At 69.8% G+C, this 24642-nt stretch carries 11 protein-coding genes; 6 read left to right on the top strand and 5 right to left on the bottom strand.

From position 1 onward, the window contains the following. Nucleotides 1–19: 19 nt before the first annotated feature. The 4 genes from DDF62_RS08905 to DDF62_RS08890 are packed head-to-tail and all read right to left on the bottom strand — an operon-like array spanning nucleotide 20 to nucleotide 14667. Complete coding sequence (locus DDF62_RS08905; protein ID WP_133244903.1) at nucleotides 20–5971, bottom strand: hypothetical protein; 5952 nt, start codon at nucleotides 5969–5971, stop codon at nucleotides 20–22. 11 nt (nucleotides 5972–5982) lie between these two features. Beyond that, nucleotides 5983–8826 carry a hypothetical protein gene (locus DDF62_RS08900; RefSeq protein ID WP_116488794.1) on the bottom strand — a complete coding sequence of 948 codons (2844 nt, stop codon included), beginning with the start codon at nucleotides 8824–8826 and terminating at the stop codon, nucleotides 5983–5985. 19 nt (nucleotides 8827–8845) lie between these two features. Then, complete coding sequence (locus DDF62_RS08895; RefSeq protein ID WP_116488793.1) at nucleotides 8846–12115, bottom strand: DUF6603 domain-containing protein; 3270 nt, start codon at nucleotides 12113–12115, stop codon at nucleotides 8846–8848. Next, nucleotides 12115–14667, bottom strand: a complete 2553-nt coding sequence (locus DDF62_RS08890) for an alkaline phosphatase D family protein (protein WP_116488792.1) — start codon at nucleotides 14665–14667, stop codon at nucleotides 12115–12117. The genes DDF62_RS08895 and DDF62_RS08890 overlap by 1 nt, the downstream gene beginning before the upstream one ends. Nucleotides 14668–15367: 700 nt before the next feature. Here DDF62_RS08890 and DDF62_RS08885 point away from each other — a divergent pair. Both DDF62_RS08885 and DDF62_RS08880 read left to right on the top strand, forming a co-directional pair. Beyond that, on the top strand, nucleotides 15368–16444 hold the full coding sequence (locus DDF62_RS08885; protein WP_165832214.1) for a sensor histidine kinase: 1077 nt from the start codon (nucleotides 15368–15370) through the stop codon (nucleotides 16442–16444). Between the two features lie 2 nt (nucleotides 16445–16446). Beyond that, on the top strand, nucleotides 16447–17238 hold the full coding sequence (locus DDF62_RS08880) for a LytR/AlgR family response regulator transcription factor (RefSeq protein ID WP_116488790.1): 792 nt from the start codon (nucleotides 16447–16449) through the stop codon (nucleotides 17236–17238). 20 nt (nucleotides 17239–17258) lie between these two features. Here DDF62_RS08880 and DDF62_RS08875 read toward each other — a convergent pair whose 3' ends face one another. Further along, complete coding sequence (locus DDF62_RS08875) at nucleotides 17259–18257, bottom strand: sensor histidine kinase (RefSeq protein WP_165832213.1); 999 nt, start codon at nucleotides 18255–18257, stop codon at nucleotides 17259–17261. Between the two features lie 299 nt (nucleotides 18258–18556). On the opposite strand from DDF62_RS08875, the gene DDF62_RS08870 reads away from it, so the two are divergent. The 4 genes from DDF62_RS08870 (at nucleotide 18557) to DDF62_RS08855 (ending at nucleotide 24624) form a co-directional block, all read left to right on the top strand. Then, nucleotides 18557–19066 carry an RNA polymerase sigma factor gene (locus tag DDF62_RS08870; RefSeq protein WP_116488788.1) on the top strand — a complete coding sequence of 170 codons (510 nt, stop codon included), beginning with the start codon at nucleotides 18557–18559 and terminating at the stop codon, nucleotides 19064–19066. Nucleotides 19067–19070: 4 nt separating this feature from the next. Beyond that, a complete protein-coding gene (locus DDF62_RS08865; RefSeq protein ID WP_165832212.1) occupies nucleotides 19071–20018 on the top strand; it encodes a FecR family protein in 948 nt (315 codons plus the stop codon). A gap of 95 nt (nucleotides 20019–20113) precedes the next feature. Further along, a complete protein-coding gene (locus tag DDF62_RS08860) occupies nucleotides 20114–23263 on the top strand; it encodes a TonB-dependent receptor (RefSeq protein WP_116488786.1) in 3150 nt (1049 codons plus the stop codon). An 11-nt stretch (nucleotides 23264–23274) separates the two neighbouring features. Then, entirely contained in the window at nucleotides 23275–24624 is a 1350-nt protein-coding gene (locus tag DDF62_RS08855) for a purple acid phosphatase family protein (RefSeq protein ID WP_244286770.1), read from the top strand. Nucleotides 24625–24642: the final 18 nt, after the last annotated feature.

The raw sequence follows: 24642 nt of genomic DNA, 5'->3' as shown, positions 1-24642 counted from the left end.
CTCGCCTTGGTCGCTTGGGTCAGGCCGGAACGGTCGCCGCTTGGGCGAAGTCGGTGGAGATGGCGTCGCCTTCGGCGTTGATCGCGAAGGCCAGCGCCGGCAGCAAATGGCCGGCCAGGCCCACCTTGGTGGTCTCGGCCGTTTGCAGCGCCGCCAGGTCGAGAACCCGTAGCTTCGCCAACTCCAGGGTCTCCAGCAGGATGGCCTCGAGGGTTTCGGGCCGCCAGGCGGCCTCGGCGTTGGGCGGGGTCGCCAGCAGCACGGCCTGGGGCGCGCGGGCGCCCGGCTGGTCGTAGTGGAAGGCCAGGCCGGTCGTTTCCTTGGCGTTGGGGATGGCTTCGACCCACTCGTCGACCATCAGGCCGCAGACCGGCGCCGGCCGTCCCGCGGCGTCCACGAACAGGCCGCTGGGGGCGGCCTGGGGCGAGACCCGGCCCGCCAGGTGAGCGACCAGGGACAGTCGGCCCGGCGAGGGCGCCGCGCCGGCGGGCAGCGGCAGCGCCGTCCAGCGGTCGTTCGGTACATGGGGCAGCTGACCGACCTCGAAGTGCAGGGCGACATCGCCGCGCAGGGCTTCGGCGAAGGTAAGGGTTTCGTCGAGCCGCCGGGCGCCGTCCCGCATCCGCGCCGCGCGCTGCACCCAGGTCACGGCGGGCAGGGGATCGGCTTTGCCCGTACCGCGCGCCTGGAGCTGGTGACTGGCGGCGAAGGTCCGTTCCAGCTCCGCGGCGTTGGGCGCGGACCAGCGGGGCAGGACCTTGAACGCATCCCCAAACAGGACCGCCAGCCGCGAGAGCTGATGGGCAGCCGTGTCCCGATCGGCGGCGGCGTCCAGCGCTTGCAACTGCGCCAGCCGCTTGCCGACCTCGGTTCCGACGCTTCTGGACTGTTCGAGCAGCGCGGCTCGCCCCTCGGCCAGACCTTCGAACGGCGCGGCGGGCGCGGCGCCGGCTATGCCGAAGGCCGCGAGCGCCAGCAGGGTCTCGCGCATCGCTTCCAGGTCCAGTGATCGCAGGTAGGCCAGGGTCTCCTCGGCGCTCGCGCCTTCGGCGGGCGGAGCGGGGATGCGGCTCGCCGCCGCCTTCAGCAGGGCCGCGGCGCCGTCGGCGCGTCGGCGCAGGTCGGCCACGTCGATCACGGCCGAGGACGTGGACTCGGCTTGGGCCAGGTCTGCGGCGGTCAGGGGGCGCGCGTTGACGAGCAGGTCGCGCACCGAGCGGACCGCCTCCAGAAATTCCGCGGCGCCCAGCCGGTCGGCGCTCCACGCCGGATCGCGCTCGAAGTCGAGGCGGACGCCGGCCGTGGCGGGAACGTCCGCGGGTCGCGCTGCGGCGAGCAGGTGATCGACCAGCCGTTGCTCAAGCTCCGAGAGCACGCCGCCGCCGCTCGCGTCGCTCATATGGACATAGTCCAGCGGCGCCAGCTTCAGCGCGGCCAGCGACAGCGTCACCGGCGGCTTCAGCGCCGCGCCGGTCGCGGTGTCGAAATACTCCCCACGGCAGAACACCCGGCTCGGGCTGCCAAGCAGGTGGCCCGCCCAGGCGTCCAATTGAGGTTCGGCGGCGGCGCGGGCCTGCGTGGGGGCGACCTCCCAGCCGGTCCGTTCGAGCGGCGCGCCGGCCAGCAGGACGAGCAGCCGATGCGTGGTCGCCACCCCGGTTCTTGGGGTGCGGATCACGTCGAAATCCGGGGGCGGAAGCTCGCCGCGTCCCACCGCCTCCAGGGCCGCGCCGGACCGCATTGGATTGCCCTGGACCACCTGGTGCACGCTCTCGGCCAGGATCAGGTCGCTGGCGGCGTCCATCAGGTCGGCCAGACCGTCCAGTTCGGCGGCGATGGCGCGCCAGGCGGCCGCATCCGCGCCGTTCTGGCTAGGCAGGCGGACGCCGGACAGTTCGGCGCCGAACGGGATGGTCTGCGGGTCCCAGCGGCCTTCGGCCTTGCCCGTCTTCCAGCGTTGAAGCAGCGCCAGTCCGTCGACGACCTTGCCGGCCGGCAGGGTCTCGTGGGCCTTGGCCCAGAGCGCGTCGTAGGCGGCGAGGCAAGTCTTGCTCGAGGTGTCGACCAGGGCCTGAGCCGAGGTGATGGCGTTCGCGGCGGTGGTTCGTTGGCCCTCCAGTCCGGCCTTGAGGCCCTGGGCCGTGTTCCCCGCCGTGATCGCCTGATTGAGCTGATTTGTCAGGTTCGTCAGAGCCGTCGCCCAGGTTTTCGCCTGCTCGACCAGCCCCGGCAGCGTCGGCGCTATCTGGCCGCGCTCGGCCTCCAGCGCCCAGATCTCCTGCTGTAGCGCATCGATCTCGGCGCTGTTGTCGATCGGCGGCTTGCCGTACGGGCGTTCATGGCGCTCGGCGTCCAGGAGGTCGCTGATGCTCGCCTGCATGGCCTCGATATCGGCCGCGATCGCCGCCAGCCGGTTGCGAACCCTGTCACGCGCCTCCGCCGCCAGCCGGGCGCTGGTGGTCGTTTGCGATAGGGCGGATTTGGGGTCGTTCTTCTGGGCGTTGGCCCGGGCGCCGGCGTCGATCAGGTCCTTGTTGGCCAGTACGGCCGCCGCGGCGCTCGCCAGTAGACCTCTCGCGGTATCCAGCGCCACGCGTGCGTCGGCCAACGCCTTTTCGGCCACGCGAACCGCTTCGGCTTCCGGCGCCTGGGAGGTGTCGCCCTGAAAACCCTCGAGTTCGCGGAACAGCCGGATGTATTTGTCGAGTTCCTGGCCGGGGTGGTTCTCGTGCAGGCCGCGCTCGAAACGATAACCCAGCAGCGCCGCCATCGGTTGGCCCTGGCGTACGCCGTCCAGCAGCCACAGCGCCGATCGCACCCGCGCCGACGACAGGTCCACGGCGAAGCTGTTCTCGGCCTTGTCCGCGTGGGCCAGATAGCCGCTGCGCAGGACCGCGGCGGTCGCCGCGTGGGCCAGCGACGGCGCCTGCACATAGCCCCCGTCCCGCCTGGGGGCGGCGGCGTCATCGGCGGCGAGGTTCTCGATCCAGCCGTAGCCGCCCAGGTGCACGCCCGCGGGCTTTGCCGCGCGCATCGCGGCCAGCCGGCTGCTCGCCAGCGAGGTTATCCAGGCGTCCAGCCGGTGCGAGGCCAGGTCGAAGGTCTCCGTCAGCGCGCCTTCGAGCGCCGGGGCGGGCCGCTTGGCCATGTGGCCGAGGCTTTGGCGGAACTCGGCCAGTTCCGGCAGGGCGTCGACGTTGGTGAGCGTCGCCAGGCGGTCCCAGGGCCTGGGGCGGTCGGCCTCCACGATTTCGGCCTCAAGGCGCGCATCGGCGGTCGCCTGGCCGGCGGCGACCAGAAGGCGGGTGGCGGCCGTATCGTATTCCGTCAGGGCGGCGTGGCGCAGCGCCAGCAGCAGCAGGTCGGACAACTGGCTCGGCGGCTGTTCGCCGGGCTCCTGCGACGGGGGGAAGACCGCTTGGCGAAGCTGCTCGGCGGTCAGGGAAAGCAGCCAATGCACGGCGGCGCCGGTGTCGGCCAGATTGCGGGAGCCGCGGTCGGCGCTGAACACGTCGCGCGCCAGCGTACCCGATGTGGCGTCGGCCAGTCGCGCGTGGCCCGGCAGGCCGTTCGCCTCCAGCAAGCCGCGCACCCGGCCGGCCTGCGCCTCGAGCTGCTCGATCTGAGGCGTCTGCCCCAACAGCTCCAGCAATCGTCGGCCGTACTGCCCGCCGATCAGGCTGCGCAGGTCGAAGCGGCTCGAGCGCGCTTCCATGCCCAGGATCTGCAGGAGGGTGTCGTTCTTGTCGCCGGGGGCTCCGATGTGCGGCGCGCGGGAGAGCACGGCCCGCCAGATCGACCTGGCGGTCCGCAGCAGCGGGGCAAGGTCGGGCGCCGGCTCGTTCGGCCGCATCGTCCACAGGTCCAGCGAGGTCGCCGGCAGCAGCCCGTAGGGTTGCCGGCCGATACGCAGGGCGGGCGCCGGGCCGCGTCCCCGGACGTGGTCGATGAAGTGCCGGCGAGCCTTGCCCCGGGCCGTTTCGGAGAGCGGTTGCGCCATGCCCTGTTCGAGGTAGTAGCCCCAGGTCGCGGGCCAGAGCGCCGCGTTCATCGCCTGGGCGTCGGCCTGCTCCTGGCCGTCGGCGCCCGCCACGCCGGCGAAGACATCGCGGCCGAGGCCCAGCAGGCTCGCGGCCGCCGCGCCGTCGCTTCCGTCCGTCGGCGTCGGGGCGGGCCCCACGTCGAGGCGAGCGGCGCCGTCGCGGCCCTGATCAGAGGTCGGGGTCCCGGTGGCGTTGCTGGCCGAGCCCTGGTCCAGGAAGGCGAGGCCGTCGGTGAAATGGTGGGCGTCCAGCAGGCCGCGCAGGCGCCCGGCCGAGGCCGCCGCGTCGCCGGTGGTCCGCACCCCGAACACCAGCAGGCGGTCGAGGCGCTCGGGCTCGTTCCGGGGCCATGGGGCCCGGATGGCCATTCCGCAGTCGAGCGCCGCCTGGAAGTCGACGAGCCAGCGGCTTCCGGCGTCGAGCAGCTCCTGGGCGCCGCTTTCCGGCGCGGGATCGGATGGCGCCTTGTCGGGGGCGGCCGCCACGGCCAGCGGTGCGCCGTCGGCGCCGCCCGGCGGTTTCACCGGGGCCGATTGGGCGACGATAACCCGCCTGCCGTCGCGATAGCCCACCGCCAGCCAGCGGTCCGGCAGGGCGGCCGCGTGTGGCGCTCGGGTCCATGACGCCGTGCGCGAGCCCGTCTTGGGGAACACCAGCGCCTTGGGCAGAGGGGCGTCTTCGGCCAGGGCGGCGGCGGGAGCATCGGCGGGGTTGCCGGGGGTGAGCGCTCGCGCGATCCAGGCCGCGCGGGGCTCGCCGAACCGCTGGGCCAGTTGCGCTCTGGCCGCCTCCAGCCGCGCGGTGTCGTCGCCGGCGCGCCAGGCATGCTCCCAGAAGTGCCTGCCCCACAGGTCTTCCTCGGGCGTCAGTTCCGGCTCATGCGTATCGACGTGGATGGTGTCGGGATAGACCCGCACCAGCAACTCGCGGCCCGCGCCAGCGGCCACGAACCGCGTCTCCAGGCGCACGGGAAGGAGCGCGATCGGGGTGTCCGTCGGCAGCGATCCGAAAATGGCCTGCGGCAGCGATGCGCGTTGCTCGGCGAGGCGCTGGTCCAGTTCGGCCTGGACCTGGACGATCCGCGCCTGAGCGCTCGTTAGGGCCGTGGCGGCCAGCTGGGCCTCGGCTCCGCGCTGCGCGGCGGCGGCGTCCGCCGTCTGGGATTGGCCGCGTGCTTCCGGCAGCGGCGCGGCGGCGCGGTCCAGTTCGGTGGCCCGGGCGCGGGCGGTCTGGGCTTCGACGCGCGTGGTCGCGACAAGCTGGGTGTTCGTGGCGATCCGCCGGTCGGCCTCGGCCAGCGCCTGGCTCGCGGCGTTGGCCTCGGCTTGCGCCTGTGCGGCCTGGGCGGGGATGGGCGCCAGCTGGGCGAGCCGCGCCTGCGCCGCCGCCAGCCGCGCGGCGGCGGCGTCGCGGGCCTGGGTGGCCGCGTTCACCTGCGCCTGCCAGGCCTCCATCACTTCGGCGTAGTCTATCCCGGTGTCCAAACCGGGCTTCCTGATCGGAGGCTTGGGTTTGGCGTTCTTGATCCGTGTCAGCTCGGCGCCGAGGCGCGAGGTCTCGGCCTGGTGCGCTGAAACCTCGGCCTGCACCCCCGGGATCTGGGCGGCCTGCTGGTTCAGCGCGGCGGCGCGCGCGGCCAGGGTGTTGTACCGGGCCGCCGCCTGGTCGCGGACGGGGCGGGCGGCGTCCAGATCCTGGACCGCGACGGCGGCCCGCCGATCCGCGGCGTCGGCCAGGCCGCGCGCCTGGACAGCCTGGGCGGCGACGGCCTCCAGCTCGGCGACGCGCTGGCGCAGCCGGGCCTGCTCGGTCTGGGCCGCGGCCAGGGCCTGGCCGGCGCCGACGGACCGGGTCGCCGCCTCTTCGGCCGAGCGCTTGGCGGCGGCCAGTTCGGCGGTGAGCCGAAGGATCTCTGCGTTCAGGTCCACGGTGTGCTTCTTCAATCTTTGGGCAAGGCGAGCATCGCCTCGGCATGGATGGCGATGCGGTAGGTGCGCTGCAGGGTGATGCGGGCCATGTGGCCGGCGTTCTTGCCCCAGGTGACCGGGGCTCGTTCCGGTCCGATGGACTTGCCGGCCAACGGGCCGGCGACGGGCGCGTGGGTCAGGGCGGCCAACGCCTCCGGTGTCGAGACCACATGACCCCAGGAGACGTCGCGCCAGGCCTTCAGGTCCGAAGCCGTCTGGGGCCCGGCGGCGGGGTCCAGCCCGAAACGCGGTGCGGCGGGTTGCTCCTGCAGCACGAAGTACCAGCCGCCCGCGTCCGTCCTGGCCTGGGTTTCGGTCAGGTCGAAGCCGACGAAGGCGATCTCGGGCTCCCTCGCGCCGGTGAAGCGCGGCAGTTTCACCTGGGCGGGCTGGTCCTGGGGGAAGGCTCCGTCGGGCAGGGCCTTCACCGCATAGATCAGCGCGTCCGGATAGCGTCGCAGAAGGTCGCCCCGGATCAGCAGGACGAGGTCGTCCTCGGCGTCGCCCACGCCCAGATGGCCGCCGAGTGCGCTGCCATCGGACCAGTCGTGGATGGGGGACAGGTCGGGTCCCGCGAACTCGGCGGCGCGAACGTCCCAGAACTGCCGGAAGTAGGTTCCACGCTGGTCGGTGGGATACTCGCGCCATAGCAGCTCCCGGGCGAACTCGTGGTTCAGCCCGACCATGAACGCCTCGATGAACCGCGGATTGGTCTTCAGCAGCGCCAGGGTGTTGGGCGGGGTGTTCTCCAGCCCCGGCAGCAGCATGTCGTGCATTTCCTGCAGCGCGCGATACATCGGCGTGGGGAAGTTCGGCGCGGCCATGACGGGGCTCAGAGGGGCGGCTGCGCCGGTCGCCGCCGCCCGGGCGGACTTGGCGACCGGAGCGTTGCGCACCCGCTCACCCACGGCCTCGGGAATGCGCTGGGCCGGATCCAGCCTCGCCTTGAGTTCGGCGGCGACGTGCTCAAGCGGCAGTTGGGCGGCCGTCCTGGTCTCGCCCGCGCCGCTGAGCTCGGCCAGCTTGGCCTGCTGGATGGCCGCGGCCTGGCCAAGCGCCGCCCCGCCGCTCGGATCCATCCGGGCGCTCTTGGCCGCCGCCGGAGCGTCGGCCATCGCGCCCAGGATCAGCATTTCGATAGTGGGCCTGGAGGCCTCGTCTCCAGGCGGCGCGGCGCCGCCGCGAAGGGACGAGGCCAGGGTGTCGAGCGACAGCAGGGCGACGCGTTCCGGGCGTTCCGGGGCGGCGGCCGTCGGCGCGGCGATCAGCCGGTCCAGCGGGTTCTGCGGTTCGGCCCCGGGCGCCGCGCGGCGAGCGATCGGGCCACGTCCTCGCGTCATCCGGCGAAAGCCGGCGGACAAGGCGTTCGAGGGCAGGGCGCTGCGGCGCACCTGGTCGCCGACGCTGTTTTCCGCCTGCGCGGAACGGGCTTTCGCTCCTCCCGCCGCCGAGTTCCCGACGCGGTCGTGAGCGGGCGCAGTGACCTGCAGCAGGGCGCCGGGGTCGAGTGCGGTCAGCCGCGCATGGAGGTTCGAGCCGATCTCGACCGCGAGCTGCGCCTGCCGACGCACCTGGTTGTCGCGTTCGATCTCCTCCACCTGCTCCCAGGCGGCGGCCATCAGTTCGTCCTGGCGGGCTCGGACGGTCAGTCCCCCAAGCCCGGCCGCGACGCGGTGGCGAGGGTCCAGGTTCAATTCGCCCAGCCAGTTCGGCGCCTGGCCCGGCGTGGGCACGACGCCGCGGCCGGCGTGCTGCTGGCCGTAGATGGGTGGGGCCACCAGGGCCTCGCCGCTTGTCGCCGGCGCGTTCAGCAGCTGGCGCAGGGCGGCCTGGAACGTGTCCCGGTGCGTCGAAGGCCAGGGCGTGGGCGCGGTGGTCCGCGGCGGAACCAGGGCGCCGTCCAGGGCGAGCCGCGTCCCGGGGGCGGCCGGCAAGCCCCATCCGGGCGCGCCGACGTCGAGGCTGAGCACCCCCACGCCGGGCAGGTCGTTGCGCCGTTCCAGGCGCCGCACGAGGGTTTCGAAGCTCTCGGCGCCGGCTCCGGTGCTGAAGCGCCAGTGATGGTAGACCGGCAAGGTCACCGTCCCGCGTTCCGCCGCTTGTGGCGCCGGCCAGGCCGGCGTGAGGTCGGCGAGGCACTGCGGCGTGACCGGCAGGCCAAGACCCGCCAGGCGTCCCGCCTCGAAGGCGGGAACCACGCAGGCGATGTAGGCCGTGTTGGGGACGAGCCGCCGGGGGCACAGCAGCCGCGACAGGTTTCGCCCGGGTACGCCGGTGATGACGTCGTGCACGGCCTGGCGCGCGGCGTCCTCGTCCTCGCCGGCCGGCGCCTCGCGCAGCACCTGGGCATGCGCCCAGGCGTAGGTCTCGGCGAGGTCGGGCAGTTCGCGCAGCTCGCATTCCAGGCTCGCCACCGGGCGGTCCGGGCCGGCGGACAACAGGTTGGGCGCGCGGTCGCGAACCACCACCAGGCACAGCCAGGGGCGCAGCACGCCCTCGCTCGCCGCCTCGGGGCTGAACATCCACGGCAGGCCGGGCGTGTCGAACTCGACCGCCGGGAAGTATTGGGGATCGAAGTCGGGAGTCTGGTGGCGCGGCTCGGTGCGGATCACCTCGGCCGGATCGATGCCGATCACGTCGCCCGGGCCATAAAGGCGTAGCGGCAGGTCGACGGTCTCTTCTACCCCGCCGCCTTGCAGCTTCAGCCGGACGGGCATCTGGAGACGGCCGTCCTCGGCGTCGCCGGCCAGCACGGCGGCTAGACCTCGCCGGACGTAGGGCAGGAAGGTGTACTTGGCTTGGGCGGTGTCGGACATCGTCTTTCCGGATGCTCTGTTAGGCCGCGGCCGTGAGTGCGCTGGCCAGGCGTCCACGGGCCTTGGCCGCCGCGCCGGCGTCGGCGGCGGCTTCCATCAGCCGCCCGGACAGGGGGATGGCGGCGATCCGCTCGGCCGCCCCGTCTTGCAGGGTGCGGTAGACGGCGGTTTCGAAACTGATGTCGAGGTCGAGGGCGGCGTCGTACGGCGCCTCCACCGCGTGCGAGGCGAGGGCCAGCCCCGACTGCATCTGCTCGAAGGCCGGCGCGCCCAGTTTCTCGGCGTCGCTCATGGCGCGGAACTGCGCAGGGGCGAAGGCGTCCTGCACCGGCGTGACCTCGACGCGGCCATCGATCGCTCCCCCGTCGGGGGCGACCATCTCCAGGGTGTAGCGCCCGCCGTCGCCGGGGGTGTTGGCGCCAAAGCGAGTGATGTCCCGATCCAGCGGCGCAACCCGCTGGCTGACGTTGAGGGCGGCCAGGGGATGTAGCAGGAGCTCGCCCTCGGCCTTGCCCGGGTCGCGCAGGCGCACCAGCGGGTGGCTGACCGTCAGCCCGCTCCAGTTGCGGGGGTCGCGCAGGGCCTCCAGAAGCAGGGGGCGGATGTAGGTGACGGCCGGCGTCGCGGGCGCCTGGCGGCGGCCGAAGGTGTGATCGAAGTCCACCGTGACGTCGAAGAACAGGACCTCGATCGAGGCCTTGCCGCGGACATGCCACGGCGAGGGGCCGCTGAGGTTCATGTCGAACTTCACGCCGACCAGGTTGCGGCCCTTGTATTTCAGGGCCGCCATCGCCCCCAGGTCGACCACGAAGGCGAAGGGCTCGAACTGGAAGAGCGCGTCGAAGTAGAGATAGGCGTCGACGGTGAAGCCGGCGGCCGCGACGTGCAGGTCCGCGCGGGCGCCGAACTGGGCGGTGTTGGAAGTCAACGCCAGATAGGTCTCGAGCCTCAGCTTGAGGTTCGACCCCTGGTCCAGGCTGAGGGCCACGCGGTTGAGCTTGGGGAAGGCGGCCGGCGGCCGGTAACGCGGGTTGAAGCCGCCGACGGCCAGCAGGAAGTTCGGATTGGCGCCCCAGCTGGCGCGCAGCGCCATGTCGCCGGTCAGGGCGAATTCCAGCAGCTTGGAGTCGTAGAGCGTCGCGTCGAGAGAGACCTCGCGGCGCTCGAAATCCAGCACGCCGAGCGCATCCATCTGCAGGCGCACCAGGGGCTTGTCCTCGCTGGGAAGGATCGCGCGCAGGCGGCCCAGCAGCAGCAGGCGCACCGGCGATGGCATTTCCAGCACCAGCCCCAGGTCGAGCGTCAGGATCCTGGGCGTACCCCAGCCGAGCTTGGCCATGGGTCCGATCAGCACCCGGTCGGCCGCGGCCGGGAACGCGGCGTTCAGGTTGGAGATGATCTGCGGCGCGTTCCTGGCCGGGTCCTTGGGGAACAGCACAGAGCCGAGACCGCCGGTGCGGATGCCGGCGCGCAGGACGTCGGTGTTGGCGGTCCGGTTGACCCCGATCAGCCCGCCCACGCCATTGAGCGTGAAGCCGTAGCCGAGCTGCATCGGCGGGAACTCCGCCGAGATCAGCACGAACAGCGAAAAGCCCTTCTCGCCATCGGGCATCCTGGTGGTGAGCAGGCCCACCGCGCCCAGGGCGATCTTGCCGCCCAGCTCCAGTTGCAGCGCGCCGGCGTATTGCGCCTTGGCGGGGTCGAAGAACAGGTAGCCGCCGCCGGTGACCGGCCCGGCCTTGATGTCCAGGCCCACCCCCGCGGGCGGCTTGAAGTTGATGTCCACGTCGAGCGGGCCGAGCGCGCCGACCTGTCCGGCGGGGGCAGGGGTCAACCGGGCCTCGACGCCGATCTGCTCCACCACGGCGGTGATCGGACCGATGTGCGCCTTGGCGCTGACCGACGCCTGCGCCGAAAGGCCGGTCTCGTCCGCCCGCATCCCGAAGTGCAGGGTGTCGATGTCCAGAACCCCGCCGAACGACTTCTTGATCGCTAGATTGGTCTCCAGCCCCGCGCCGCCCTTCAGCCGCAGCCCGCCGGCGCGCGACCATTCCACGCCGAGGGCGAAAGGCACGCGAATCTCGTCGGGCAGCACCTCTTGCAGGAAGCCGTCGCCATCGCCGGCGCACAGCACCAGGGCCGCTTCGCCGGCTTCCGCGCTGATCGAGATATCGGGATCCTCGCCAAAGCCGACAGCGAAAGCGGCGCCGACGCTGAGGTGGTTGGCTTCCAGCCGCGTGCCCTTGACGCTGCCGATCAACAGGGGCGCTTCCTCGTCCTCGTACCGGGTCTTCTGAAGCCTGGCCGCCACCTTCAGGCCGGCTCCGTCGTTGGCCATCGCCACGCCCTCGGGGCCGAAGACGAAGCTGCCCGGCGTCCCTTCCGTCGTCAGCTCCAGATCCCAGCCGGAGAGCTTGGCGTTGAAGCTCGCAGCCCCTCGGGGAGACACCGCCAGCCCGGGACCGCCTTCTTCCTTCGAGAGCATCAGGAGCGAGGCGCCCAGCGCGGCCGACGGCCCGACCGGGGCGCGGGTGGAGACGAAGAGCAGGCGGCGGATCAGGTCGGGGTCGGCCTGGCCGAGATCCACCTCCGCCCCCGGCGCGACGCCGTAGACGGCCCGCATCCCGATTTCCTGGAGGACGCGCGCCAGCATCGGGAAGATCAGGCCGGAGGCCGCGGCGACGTCCTCCTTGGTCGCCAGGCCGTTGGGCAGATAGTGCTCGCCGAGCACCGCGGCGGGATCGCTGAACAGCGGACCCAGCCTGTCGAAGCGCACTCGCCTGGGCTGGTGCGGCGCGATGATCACCTGGCCTTCGCCGTTCTTGACCTGCTGCGGCGGCTCGAAGGTGGGCGAGACCTCGATCAGCGTCAGCAGGTCCGCCGCCTGATACAGGCGAGGGCGCCAACGCTGCAGATAGATCAGCAGCAACTGGTGCAGCAGCTCTTCGAGAAGGTCGTCCAGATGGGGCGCGACCGCCACCACCTCGTCGAACGCGGTCTTCAGGGACCTGGCCGCGGCGATCAGCGGTTTCAGCGCCTCGAAGGTCGCCTTCAGTTCCGGCAGGCTTTCGGGCGGGTCGTTGATCAGCGTGGAGATGGTGGCGTGCGCCTCGACCAGAACCTCAAGCTTTTGCGCCAGGCCCTCCTCGACGCCGGGCAGTGCGGCGAGGTTCCAGCCCACTTCCCCGAATAGGGCGCGCCGGTAGCCGACGTTGCCGGCGGCCGTGACCAGCGGCTCGAACAGGCGCGAGATCTCCTCGAGGAGCAGCTTCTGAAAATTGGCTTCCATCACTGTTCACCGGGGTAGGCAGGTTTGGGGAAGGCGGGCTCCTGGAAGCCGAACGGCACGCGATACTCGGTCAGGGGCTGGGGAACCGCGCCGTCGACCAGCCGCCACCAGAGCTTCTGGACGAGCGCCTTTTTGTCGCTGGCCGGCCACTCGAAGCGGATCTCGCCGATGTTGTTGCGCCCCACGAGGATGCGGCCGGCGCCTTTGTCGGCGTACTTGACGTGGGCTTCGGTCAGGGCGTCCATCTGGAACGCGCGCGCCTGGTCGGCCTGCGTGGCCGGCGGGATCGAGGCGTCCTTCAGCGAGGGCGTTTCATCCATGATGAAGTCGAGCCGGTAGGCCCAGTCCGGCGCCTTGCGGACCACGGATCCTTCGGGAAGGCCGTCCAGCCGTAGCAGCGCCGGCTTCTTCACCAGGAGCTCCTGGCGCCGGCGCGCGCGGTACTTGCGCACCTCGGCCATCAGCTTTTTCCACGCGGGGATCGGGAACAACTGATCCAGGCTCGAAGGCTGCTCCGGCTTGATGTCCAGGTCGGCGGCCCTCGGCGGCTTGCGCCATCCGATCCAGGAGGCGCTCATCAGGCTTCTGAGGAGCTGCACGTCCGCGACCGTGCCGAAGGCGTAGTTGTGCAGCTTGTCGGTCTTGTCGTCCTGATTGTGGAAGGGGCTGGCGGTGAACTCCGCGAAGACCATCTCCAGTTGGCCGCCGTCGTTCCACGGTGCGTCGGCGGGGCGATAGCCGCCCTTTTCGGCCCAATACTGTCCCCGAACGGCGAAGCCGTAGTGGATGTCGCCCGTGGCGATCGCGAAATGGGCCCTGCGGTGCGTTTCGGACGCGGACGCGGGCGCCGTCCGGTAGGCCAGCTCGACCAGCAGCCGCTCGAAGGCCGGGGTCTGGCCGGTCCAGGCGTCGCCGCGATCGGCCAGCACAGAGTGGAGTTTGCCCGCGATTTCCACAGCCGCTTCGGTCAGCGGTTCGCTGATGACGTTCGTGGTGGCCACGATCATCGTCATGTCGGCCGGCGGAGATGGACGGCGCGCCCCGCGGATCTGCCGCTCGAAGCCGAGGTCGTCGAGCATGTCCGGCGAGTCGTCGGGCCCGCCCGGAAATCCGCGCATGGTGCGCGTGTCCAGGACCAGGCACTGGAAGCCCGGAGTCTGGATGTCGTAGTGCCAGTGCAGGGTGTCCTCGTAGGCCGGGATGGGCGCACGCCGAGGACCGTCATAGACGGGTATGTTGAGGCAGGCGCCGATCGTCGCCTCGTGCGCCTCGCCGGGATGACCGCGCCAAAGCGCCAGCGCCTTGAGCAGCTTGCCGCCCGGCGTCTCTGAGCCCTTGGTCTCGAACTGTTCGGGGGTGTTTCCCCAAGCCTGGAACAGGGCGTAGGCGAGCAGGCCGTTCAGTACGTGACGCTGTCCGCCGACATTGTCCCGCTGGTAGACCTGCCGTTCCCAATGGCGGGTCAGGTTCCAGTCGTCGGTCACCTCGTGGTCGTCGAAGATCATGTAGGTGGGCGTGTTGGCCAGCGCCCGGCGCACCTTCGGAAGGGTGGCGCGATAGCCCAGGAGACTTTCACGCTCCTTCGTGAACAGCTCGGCTCTTTCCTCCCGCTGCTTGGCGGTAAGATTGGCGAACACCTGCTCCAGGGTGGGCGTCTGGTCGGCGGCAGGCCAGAGCACGTCGGACCAGGCGAAGAGATACATCGCCGCGAACTCGCTGAAGCGCATCAGGTGGCTCTTGGCCGCCGTCCAGCCGTCGAGGCTCAGACCCTTCATGGCGGTAAGGCCAATGGCCTTGGCGAAATCCGACCTGAACCCCGGTCCGGGAAGGGTCTTGTTCTCGGCCTCGACCGGCCATCCCACCAGCGTCCGGCCAGCGTCGATCAGCAGCGCCAGCAGGGCGTCGGCGACGTCGTCGGCATAGATCTGGTCCCCAGTGAGCAGCAGCATGTGAGGGCGCGGCGCTGCGGCGCCGGACCCCAGCGAGGCCTGGATCATGTCGTCCAGGGTCGGCAGGGCGTCCTCGCCCTGGCCGTGGGCCTTGCGGCACGAGCCGTGGACGATCCGCAGGCCGTTCAGTGGGTGAGGGTCGTCCGCGCCGGACGGGCCCGGCGGCAGGACGAAGCTGGGCAGGCTCGGGCCGTCCGGGGCGTAGGTGAGCATCGCCTTGGCCGTGGCGGCCGACGCGGCGACGACGCCGGTTCGTCCGCCGTATGCCGGTGCGAACAGTTCGCCGACACCAGCGTCGTCTGGCGCCGCGTCCGCGATTTCCGCGAAGAACAGATTGTAGGCGTATCGCTTGCCCCAGGAGAGAGGGCCGCCCTTGGCGGTGATCGCCAGGATGTGCAGGTTGTCGCCGACCCTGGCGGTGTTGGCCTCGCCGTGCAGGACCGTGTCGTTCCAGCCGCCGCCCTGCGTTTCCGCATAGACCTCGAGCCGGACCGTGCGCGCCTTCCTCAGGGCGACCCAGACGGTCACCGACTGGTCGTCGGTGCGGCGGAGGATTGGACCGCACACGACCAGCGGCAGGCTTTCCAGGCGGGCACTCAGCATCAATCGCGTTCCAGCTCGGGAAGGACGCGGCCAGGCCGCATGCCGACAAAGAATGTGATCGCGAGCGGGCCGCGGATCGTCCGATCCAGGCAGCTCGCTCGTCTTAGGGATGCAATTCTGCCGGTGGCGATAAGGCCCTGCTAGCGGCGGGCGCCGCCGTTGGTCGCGCCATTGGCGAAGTTCGTCGCAAGGGCGGAAAGGCTCGACAGCGCCGAAAACCGGGGGCCGCAATCCAAGCCTTGGTCCACCGACCGGCGCCGCAAGAGGGCGGCCAGGGCGCTGGTCCGTTCACAATCCTTGGTTGACAAGGGGCTTGGCCGCCCGGCCTCTCAAGGGGGGCGAGCGGCTGGATCCGCCGCCGGAGGCCAATTCCGCGAGGAGCAATGGGGTTGGCGCCGCCTGCGTCGAGTTTGCGACCAATGCAGCCGTCGGTCTCAGTTGTCGCGGCGGTGGAGTGCTATTTGAATCTCGAACTTCGGGTAGTCGGCGCGCGGATGCGCCGTGGACAGCGAGCCGTGTCATTGGCGATGACCTTCACGCCTTGCAGCGCAAGCGGCGCTAGCGAGACTTTCGCTTGGCGAAAGACGACCGGCGATGCGAGCCGGACCTCGCGGTCTGACGACGCCGGGCCAGCCGGAAGGCGCCGATAATGCCGGAAAGGGCCGCCGCCGAAGCTTTCCGGGGAACCAGGATCACCACGGTGCACCTGACCCTCGGCATGTGGTTCTTCTGCCTGCTGACCTTCACCGCGTCGCTGCTGGTGGCCTATGGCGGCGTCCTGCCCCGGTGGCTGCCGGTCTGGTTGGGACTGATCACCACGACCGGTATGCTGGGATCGCTGGCCGTCTGGGCGGCGGTCAAGCGCCTGGAGCGATCCAGATCGATGTCCACGCGCTGGGCGATCCTGGCCGTCGTGGCGACCGCCGTGGCGATGTTGCAGAGCCTGATCGATACACGGCTCGGCAATCTGGCCCCCGCGATGTTCGGGGGGCATGTCTCGACGTTCAGGCTCGAGGCCTTCGCCTTGAACTGCCTGATCTATGTCTGGCTGTTCGGCTTCTACGCCGCCGCGCTGGAGCTGTTTTCCATGCACGAGAAGGCCAGCATCCACGCCAGGCGTTCCGCCGACTATGCGCGGCAGTTGGCGGAGGCGCGCGAACTGGCGCGAGACGCCCAGTTGCAGATGCTTCGCTTCCAGCTCAATCCGCATTTCCTGTTCAACACGCTCAACAACATCTCGTCCCTGGTCGTCTCGGGCGAGGGGCGACGGGCCGAGCTGATGATCGCGGGACTTTGTCGCTTCCTCCGCGCCTCGCTTACGCCGGCCCAAGACGAGTTGATTGCGCTCCGCCATGAGTTGACGCTCATCGAGGCCTATCTCGACGTCGAGGGCGTCCGGTTCCCTTACGCGCTGGATGTCGAGATCGATTGCCCCAACAGCCTGGAGAGCGCGCTGGTGCCCAGCCTCATCCTGCAACCGCTGGTCGAGAACGCCGTCAAGTACGCCCTGACCCCGTCCTTGGGCCGCAGCAGCCTGCGGATCGTGGCTCGGGAGCAGGACGAGGCGCTCGTGGTGAGCATCATCGATGGCGGCGCGAATGGCGCGACGCCGGTCGGCGCCGTCGTCGGGCCGGGGATTGGATTGCAGAACGTCGCGCGGCGTATCGAGGTGATCTATGGCGCGAGCGGTCGCCTCGAGGTTCATCGCTTGGGCGAGGGCTTCAGCGCGCGCCTGCATATTCCCTTGCGTCGAGGCGATCTGGAAGCGGCGGCCTGATCATGAAACTCCTGCTTGCCGACGATGAGCCCCTGGCCCTTGTGCGCTTGCGGACCTTGCTGGCCGATCTTCCAGGCATAGAGGTCGTCGGAGAGGCGCGCGACGGTGAGGAGGCGGCCGCGCTGATCGAGGCGTTGCGGCCTGACCTGGCCCTGCTGGATATCCGCATGCCCAGGCAGAGCGGGATGTCGCTGGCGCGAGCGCTCAGCCGGGATCCGGAGGTCGAGGTGATCTTCGTCACCGCCTTCGATCATTTCGCGCTGCAGGCTTTCGAGGTCGATGCGGTCGACTATCTGCTCAAGCCCGTCGAGATCGACCGGCTGGCCACGGCGCTGGACCGTGCGCGCCGCAGGCGAAGCGGGGATGGGCAGGCGCCGCAACCGGCCGTCGACAACGAAGAGGCCGTAGCGGAGGCTTTCGACTGCATCTGGGCGCCGCACCGTGACGGCCTGGTCCGCGTGCCGATCTCGACGATCGACTGGATCGAAGCCTCCCGGGACTATGTGCTTCTGCACACGCCGACCCGCTCGCATATCCTTCGCGCGACCATGGACAGCCTGGCTGGACAACTGGGCGAGGGGGCCATGGTGCGGGTGAGCCGGTCGGCGTTCGTGCGGCGCACGGCGGTCGCGCAGATCAACAGGCAGGGGCGCGCCGGTTCCGTCGTCATCCTCAAGGACGGCACCGCCGTCAGGGTCGGCGTCACCTATGCTCGCGCCGTGGCGGCGGTTTTCCGCGGGCTGGGCGGGGGTCTGGCCAGTCCAGGCGGGGAGGCGGCCGAAAGCCGCGCCTGAGACCAGCATCGTGTCGTCGCCTAGCGGGCGGCGGCGCTGGCCAGGGGGAGATGAGCGATCGTACGGCTAGGCGCCTGCTGCTGCGTCGCCTGCGGCAGAAGGGGCAGGACCAGCGTGACGCGCCACTGGTCGGGGCTGGACTCGGCGACCATCGCGGCGCGGTCCTGAAAATAGCTGCGCAGCCGGCTGCGGACGTTGCTCAGCCCGATGCCGGCGCCATCCGTATCCGGATACTCCGAAAGATGGTTCTCGATCGCGATCCGTAGGGTGTCGCCTTGCGACCTGACCCGAAGGCGAATGGGCGTCGGCTCGGAGGCCCCGGTCACGCCGTACTTGATGGCGTTCTCAACGAGCGGCTGAAGGATCAGCACGGGCACCCTCGCTTCAGCCAAGGCGTCTGGACAGTCGACCTCGAGGACCAGGCGGTCAAGCCGGAGCTTTTCGAGGTCGACATAGGCCTCCAGCGCCTCGATCTCTTCTTCCAATGCCACCAGACCAGCTTCGCCGGCCGCGAGATTGCCGCGATAGAACCGCGCCAGGCCCAGGGTCATGACCTCGGCTCGCCTGTGGTCGCCTTGAAGGATCAAGGCGGAGATCGAGTTCAAGCTGTTGAACAACAGGTGAGGATTGACCTGCAGGCGCAGGGCCTCGATCTCGGCCTGGTCGGCCTTCAAGCGGGCCGCGTAGGTCTCCGCCGCGGAGCCCATCAGGGCCAGGGCCGCGGCGTAGAAGCCGAAGATCCACAGATAGACCCGCAGGTTCAGCTTGAAGGTGAAATCGAAGGCGACGCCGACGGGCGAGACCACGACGCCCGGCGGCCCCTGGACGCCGCCAAGCAACAGCGGTCCGACCATCTGGGTGGCCAGCATGTCGAGCGCCGTCTGCAACACCGCGAACGCCGCCGGCGCGGCCATGAACAGGGCGATCCGCCGCCATCCCGTCTCTCGCGGGGCGCGGTCGAGCAGGGCCTTCATCGCCAGCATCAGCGCCAGTCCGTGGAAAGCCCAGAGGCTGGCCATCCAGAATGCGCCCGAGGCTATCCAGGTCTCCAGCGTCGCGTAGGCGAGCCAGATCAAACCAGCGAGCGTCAAGGCGGGATGACGGCGGAGCCCTTCCATTCGTCATTTCTACCAGAAGCTGCGCTCGCGTCTTGGTTGTTGAAATTAAAAACTCGTCATGTCTCGACGTCAAAAGTCTTCGGCTTTCGTCATGCCGGGACATGGCTGGCTGCCGGCGTCGCCATGAAACCGACATCGAACCTCATCGGATCCGTCACGGAGGACTCCTATAGCCACGCTCCGTCGAGGAGGCGTGGCGGGTGATCGGTAACGAGCAGGAGGTGGGGCGGGCGCTGGCGACGCAGAACCGGATCCTGCTGGCCTATGTTCGCCGCCGCCTGGCTACGGCGGTCGACGCCGAGGACGTCGCCCAGGAGGCGATCCTGCGCGTCCTGGCGCGGGCGCGCGATACGCTGATCGCCGATCCCCTGTTCTACGCCATGCGCGCGGCGCGCAACATCCTGGTCGATCGGGCGCGGCGTGCGGCCAACGTCCAGATCGACGACCTGGAAGCGGCGGAACTTTCCATTCATGGCGAAGCCACGCCGCTGGAGGCGCTGGACATGAGCGAGCGGTCGAGGCTGTGCCAGAGGGCCTTGGAGGCCATGCCGCCGTTGCGGCGCGAGGTCTTCGTTCGGCGACGCGCCGGCGAGGAATCCTACGAAGCGATCGCCCGGGACCTCAAGCTGTCGATCGAGGCGGTGCAGAAACATTACAGCCGCGCGGCCCAGACGCTGCGTCGGACGGCGGAGGGCCGCCATGTCGACTAGGCCGATGAACCCCAAGGACGATCGCGAGGCCGCGCTGTGGGCCGATGCGCGGCGCGACGCGGCCTGGTCGCCCGACCGTCAGGCGCTGCTCGAACGGTGGCTGGACGGGCGCCCCGATCGCCAGGACCTGCTGCGCCGCCACGAGGCGTTGCTCGACGACGCCGCCGTGATCTGGGCCGCCCGGCGGCTTGTCCATGCGCGGCCCGCGCCGCGATGGCGGGCCCGACCGCTCGGCGCGCTGGCCGGCGCGGGTTTCGCGGTGGTGGCGGGGGCGCTCTTCGTGCTTGGCGGCGGTCTCGCGCCCCGTGGAGAGCTGATCGAGGGAAGCCGGGGCGTGCCGAAGCCGATCGCGTTGGCCGACGGCTCGCAGGTCCGGCTGAACGGGCAGAGCCAGGTGCGGGTCGAGTTGCGCGAACACGAGCGTCGCCTGCGGCTGAAGGGGGAGGGCTTCTTCGAGGTGGCTCCCGACAAGAGCCGGCCGTTCTCGGTCGAGGTCGACGGCGTGCGGGTCACGGCCGTCGGCACCCGCTTCAACGTCGACCAGCGGCAGACGGCCGCCGGGACGGTCGTGGAGGTCGAGGTCTTCGAGGGGATCGTGAAGGTCGTGGGGAAGGGGGCTCCAGTCCACATTCACGCCGGCGAGCAGGCCCGCGTCTCAGGCGGCGTCGTCCAGCGCATCGCAATGGCCCGACCTGAGCTTGAAACCGATGTGCCGCCCTGGGCCAAGGGCTGGTTGGAGTTCAACGAGGCGACCCTCGCCAGCGTTGTCGAGGATCTGGAACGGGCGAGCGGCGTGGAGGTCAGGCTGGCCGATCCCTCGGTCGGACGAGTGCTGGTCAGCGGGCGCTTCGCCTATGACGATCCCGAAGACGCCCTGGCCGCGATGGCGAGGCTGCACGGCTTCAAGCTCACTCGTCAGGGGGCGGATCAATATGTGATTTCAGGCGGTTAGCGCCGTCTGGAACAAGTTTTTATGACAGCTGTCAGGACCTCGTCGGCCGCCGTCTAACCCCGTGACGATCAGTTCGATCGGAGGGGATTGTTCGAATGCGTATCCATAAAAGCGGCCTGCTCACAGCGGCGGCCGTCGCCGTGCTGGGCTCCATCGCCGCGCCCGCCCATGCCTGGCAGGCGACCCGAAATGTCGAGGCGCGGGTCACCATCGCCATTCCGGCCCAGGACCTGGGCCAGGCGTTGCGGACGCTGTCGCGTGACACGGGCCTGTCGATCGTCTTCGATCCGGGCCTGACCCGCGGGCGGACGTCCAACGCGGTTTCGGGCGCGATGACCCCGCGCGAGGCGCTGCGCAAGATGATCGCCGGCTCGGGCATCGAGGCCCGCGAGGTGCGCGGCGTGCTGACCCTCGAGCGCCAGACGGCGCAGGCCGAGGCCGTCGCGCCCGAATCCGTAGAGGTCGACGGCGTCGTCGTCGGTTATGCGGCGGGTCTGCGTCGGTCGCTGGATTCCAAGCGCAAGGCCGACTTCATCTCGGACGTCATCAGCGCCGACGACATGGGCGATCTGCCGGCCAACAACGTGGCCGAGTCGCTGTCGCGCCTGCCGGGCGTGAACGCCGTGCGCAACCACACGACGGGCGAAGGCGACCGCATCACCATCCGCGGCCTGTCGACCGAGCTGAACAACTACACCATGAACGGCGTGCGCATGGGCGGGACCGGCTCGCGCGACGACAACTTCTATCGCGGCGTCCGCCTCAGCTTTCTGCCGCCGGAAGGCATCGACTCGATCACCGTCATCAAGAGCCTGACGCCGGACCGCGACGGCGACGCCCTGGGCGGCTCGATCGACATCCGCACGCCCACGGCCTTCGACCACGGCAAGACCTACGGCGTGCTGTCGGTCTCGGCAGGCATGCTCGACAAGTTCGACAACAAGAAGTCGGGCGAGGTCGCCGGCTCGTTCGGGCGCCAGTTCAACGACAACTGGGGCGTCTTCGTCACCGGCAGCTGGTCGCGCCGCAAGTCGCAGTTCGAGCAGAACGGCGTGGATGGCGATAACCAGCCTTCGGTCTGGTACGCCGACAGCGAGACCCTCGGCTGGGACCCCGAGACCTTCGTCATGCGCGGCATGGACCTGGCGCTCGGCGAGACCGAGGTCGAGCGGCGGGGCGTGAACACCAGCCTCGACTACCGCGGCGACAAGCACGACTTTCACCTGCGCGGGCAGTTCAACGAGTACGCCAAGGACGAGTTCAGCAACCGTCTGAACTTTCGCAACGACACCGGCAAGAACTCGACCCGCCTGACCCAGGTCGACAAGACCATGACGGGCCTGGCTTCGCCCGAGGCCTCGATCATCGGCTCCGACTCCAAGCTGGGCCGGATCTACAGCTACACCACGGCCCAGATCGTCGACCGCGACCGCGACGGCCGCATCACCGACGCCGACCGCTCGACCCGCTCGTACTACACGCTGGACGGCGCCTCGGGGACCTGGGATCCGCAGGGCTTCCGCCTGCGCCGCTTCTGGGAAGGCTCGCGCGAGACCGGTTCGCTGATGTCGCTGAACTTCGGCGGCGTCAGCCGCTGGGGCGACTTCAAGGCCGATTACGACCTGTCCTACGCCAAGTCGGAAGACAATATCGACGACAGCTACGAGATGGAGTTCCGCAGCGACAAGTACGGCTGGCTGGGCAACAAGGGCGTCAAGGTCACCAATTTCGGCGACAGCCGCTTTCCCAAGTGGGTGCTGAACGACGCCGGCATGGCGGCGATCCACGACAACAGCCAGTACGACTTCGCGGGCTTGTCGGGCGAGATCGGCGGCGCGCAGGAGCGGCTGTGGCAGGGCCAGGTCAATCTCGAATGGCGTCCGGCCTCGGACTGGCTGGAAGCGGTCAAGACCGGCGGCAAGGTCTACAGCTCCAAGCGCTCGACCTATAGCGGCGAGTTCATGGACCTGGACGCCGAAGGCACGCTGGCGGACTTCTCGCGCTTCTACGGCAAGGAAGTGACCAGCCTGTTCGATGGCGAATATTCCGGCCTCTACCGGCTGGGCACGGTCATCGACAACAAGGCCATGCTGGCCGAGTTGCAGCGCGCCATGGCGGGGAACAGCACCTTCTTCGAAGGCTTCGCCACCGATCCGGGCAACGCCGAACTGAGCGGTGAGGACAGCTTCACCTTCAAGGAGGACATCTTCGCCGGCTACCTGATGGCGACCGCGCGGCTCGGCAAGGCCCAGGTCATCGGCGGGGTCCGCGTCGAGAGCACCAACAACACCATCGACGCCTACATCCTCGACGAGGTCCAGGGCGGCCACTACTCGACCGACAAGAGCGACTTCACCAACGTCCTGCCGTCGATCCACCTGAACTACAGCCTGGATGACCGCACCAAGGTCCGCGCCGCGATCTGGACCAGCTTCGCGCGCCCCGACATCGCCCGCATGTCATCGGCGCGGGAGTACGGCTACGACGTCGACCCGGACGGCGATGGCGACGAGAACCCGACCAGCGAGTGGGTCCTGGTCTCGATCGAGCAGGGCAATCCGGACCTCAAGCCGATGAAGGCGGTCAATTACGACCTGTCGATCGAGCGCTACAACGGCGACACCGGCGCCTATTCGCTGGGTCTCTTCTACAAGGACATCAAGAACTTCCTGTACCGCTCCTCGTCGTCGAACATCCGCGACGGGACGGCCGGGACCAATATCGGCCCGGATGGCGTGAACGTCTCGATGCCCAACAACGGCAAGTGGGCGCGGGTCTACGGCATGGAGTTGAGCGCCCAGCAGGTGTTCCACTGGTTGCCCGGTCCGCTGTCGAAGCTCGGCGCCAGCGTGAACCTGACCCTGCAGAAGTCGGAGGCCGAGACCGGCATCTCCTGGCACCCGGCCGGCTACACCCTGCCGCTGATGGAGACGCCCGAACGGGTCGCCAACGTGCAGCTGTTCTGGGAATACAAGGGCTGGGAAGCCTACGCCGCCTACAGCTACCAGTCGGAGTTCCTCGAGGGCATCCAGGACTTCGGCAACAACCCCTACGAACAGGACTACGAGTTCGTGGACCTGAACGTCCGGCGCAAGCTGTGGAAGGGCGCGACGGCCTCGATGCAGGTCCAGAACCTCTTCGACAACCATACCTACTGGTACACGGCCGGCGACAGCACCAGCTCGAGCCGCGCCTACATCAAGAACGGGCGGTCGATCTCGTTCGGCCTGAACTACGTCTTCTGATCGGGGCGAGCATGAAAACCATCCAAACCCTGATGCTCGGGGCCGCGCTCGCGGCCCTGGGCGGCCAGGCGCTCGCCCAGAAGGTCGAGCGCCCGCTGCGTCCCGAGCCCGCGCCGGTGCAGTCTTCGGACCTGCCGGCGGTTCCGGCGACGGCCCAGCCCGAACGGATCGTCCTGAACCTCACCGCCGACCCCGCGCACGAGATGGCGGTGACCTGGCGCACCGCGCCGGGCCTGGCCGGCCATGTCGAGTACGCGCAAGCCGAAGACGGTCCGGACTTCATCCAGAAGGCGGTGCGTGTCGCGGCCCTCACCGACGACGCCACCATCGCCGTGCGCGAGGATCCGGCCTTCAAGGCGGCCTATCATTCGGTGGTGCTCAAGGGGCTGAAGCCCGAGACGGTCTACGCCTATCGCGTCGGCGACGGCGAGCGGTGGTCCGAATGGCTGCAATTCCGCACCGCCGCCGCGACCGCCAAGCCGTTCACGTTCCTCTACATGGGGGACATGCAGAACAACATCCTCAGCGAGGCCTCGCGCACGATGAGGATGGCGTTCCGCAAGGCCGGCGACGCGGCCTTCGTCATCCACGCCGGCGACCTGATCAATCGCCACGACAGCGACAACGAGTGGGGCGAGTGGTTCGCGGCCGGCGGCTTCCTCTACGCCCAGACGCCGCAGATGCCGACACCGGGGAACCACGAGTACGGCCGCGGCCCGGTGCTGAACCCGCAGTGGCGGCGCCAGTATACCTTGCCGGAGACGGGGCCCAAGGGCGTCGAGAAGCTGAAGGAGACGGCCTGGACGGTCGACTACCAGGGCCTGCGCCTGATCTCGGTCGACGCGCCGCTGTTCCACGGCGACGAGGCCATGCGCGGGGAGATGGTGCGCTGGCTGGACGGCCTGCTGGCCAACAACCCCAACCGCTGGACGGCGCTGTTCCTGCACTTCCCGCTGTTCTCGATCGATCCCGATCGCGACAACCAGCGGGTGCGCGACGCGCTCAAGCCGCTGATCGACAAATACGGTGTCGACCTGGTTCTTCAGGCTCATGACCACGGCTATGCGCGCGGCGCCATCGGCGCCGGGGTGATGACCAACGCCGGGCCGGGCCACCCGTCCGACAAGGGCTCGACCTATGTCGTCTCGGTGGCGGGACCCAAGATGTATCCGGTCGCTCCGCTCAGTTGGGCGACCCGCTCGGCCTCGCGCACCCAGACCTTCCAGACGCTGGATGTGTCGCCCGAGGCGGTGACCTATCGCGCCTTCACCGCGACGGGCCGCCAACTGGACGCCTTCCGCCTGACCAAGAACGCCAAGGGCGTCACGCGGGTGGAGACGCTCGACACGGCGGCCCGATAGGTAGCATCGACTGGATGG

The organism is Caulobacter radicis (assembly GCF_003094615.1).
GTDB classification, from domain to species: domain Bacteria; phylum Pseudomonadota; class Alphaproteobacteria; order Caulobacterales; family Caulobacteraceae; genus Caulobacter; species Caulobacter radicis.
Note: the sequence above shows the minus strand (reverse complement) of the source record. Positions and strands in the feature narration are given on the sequence as shown.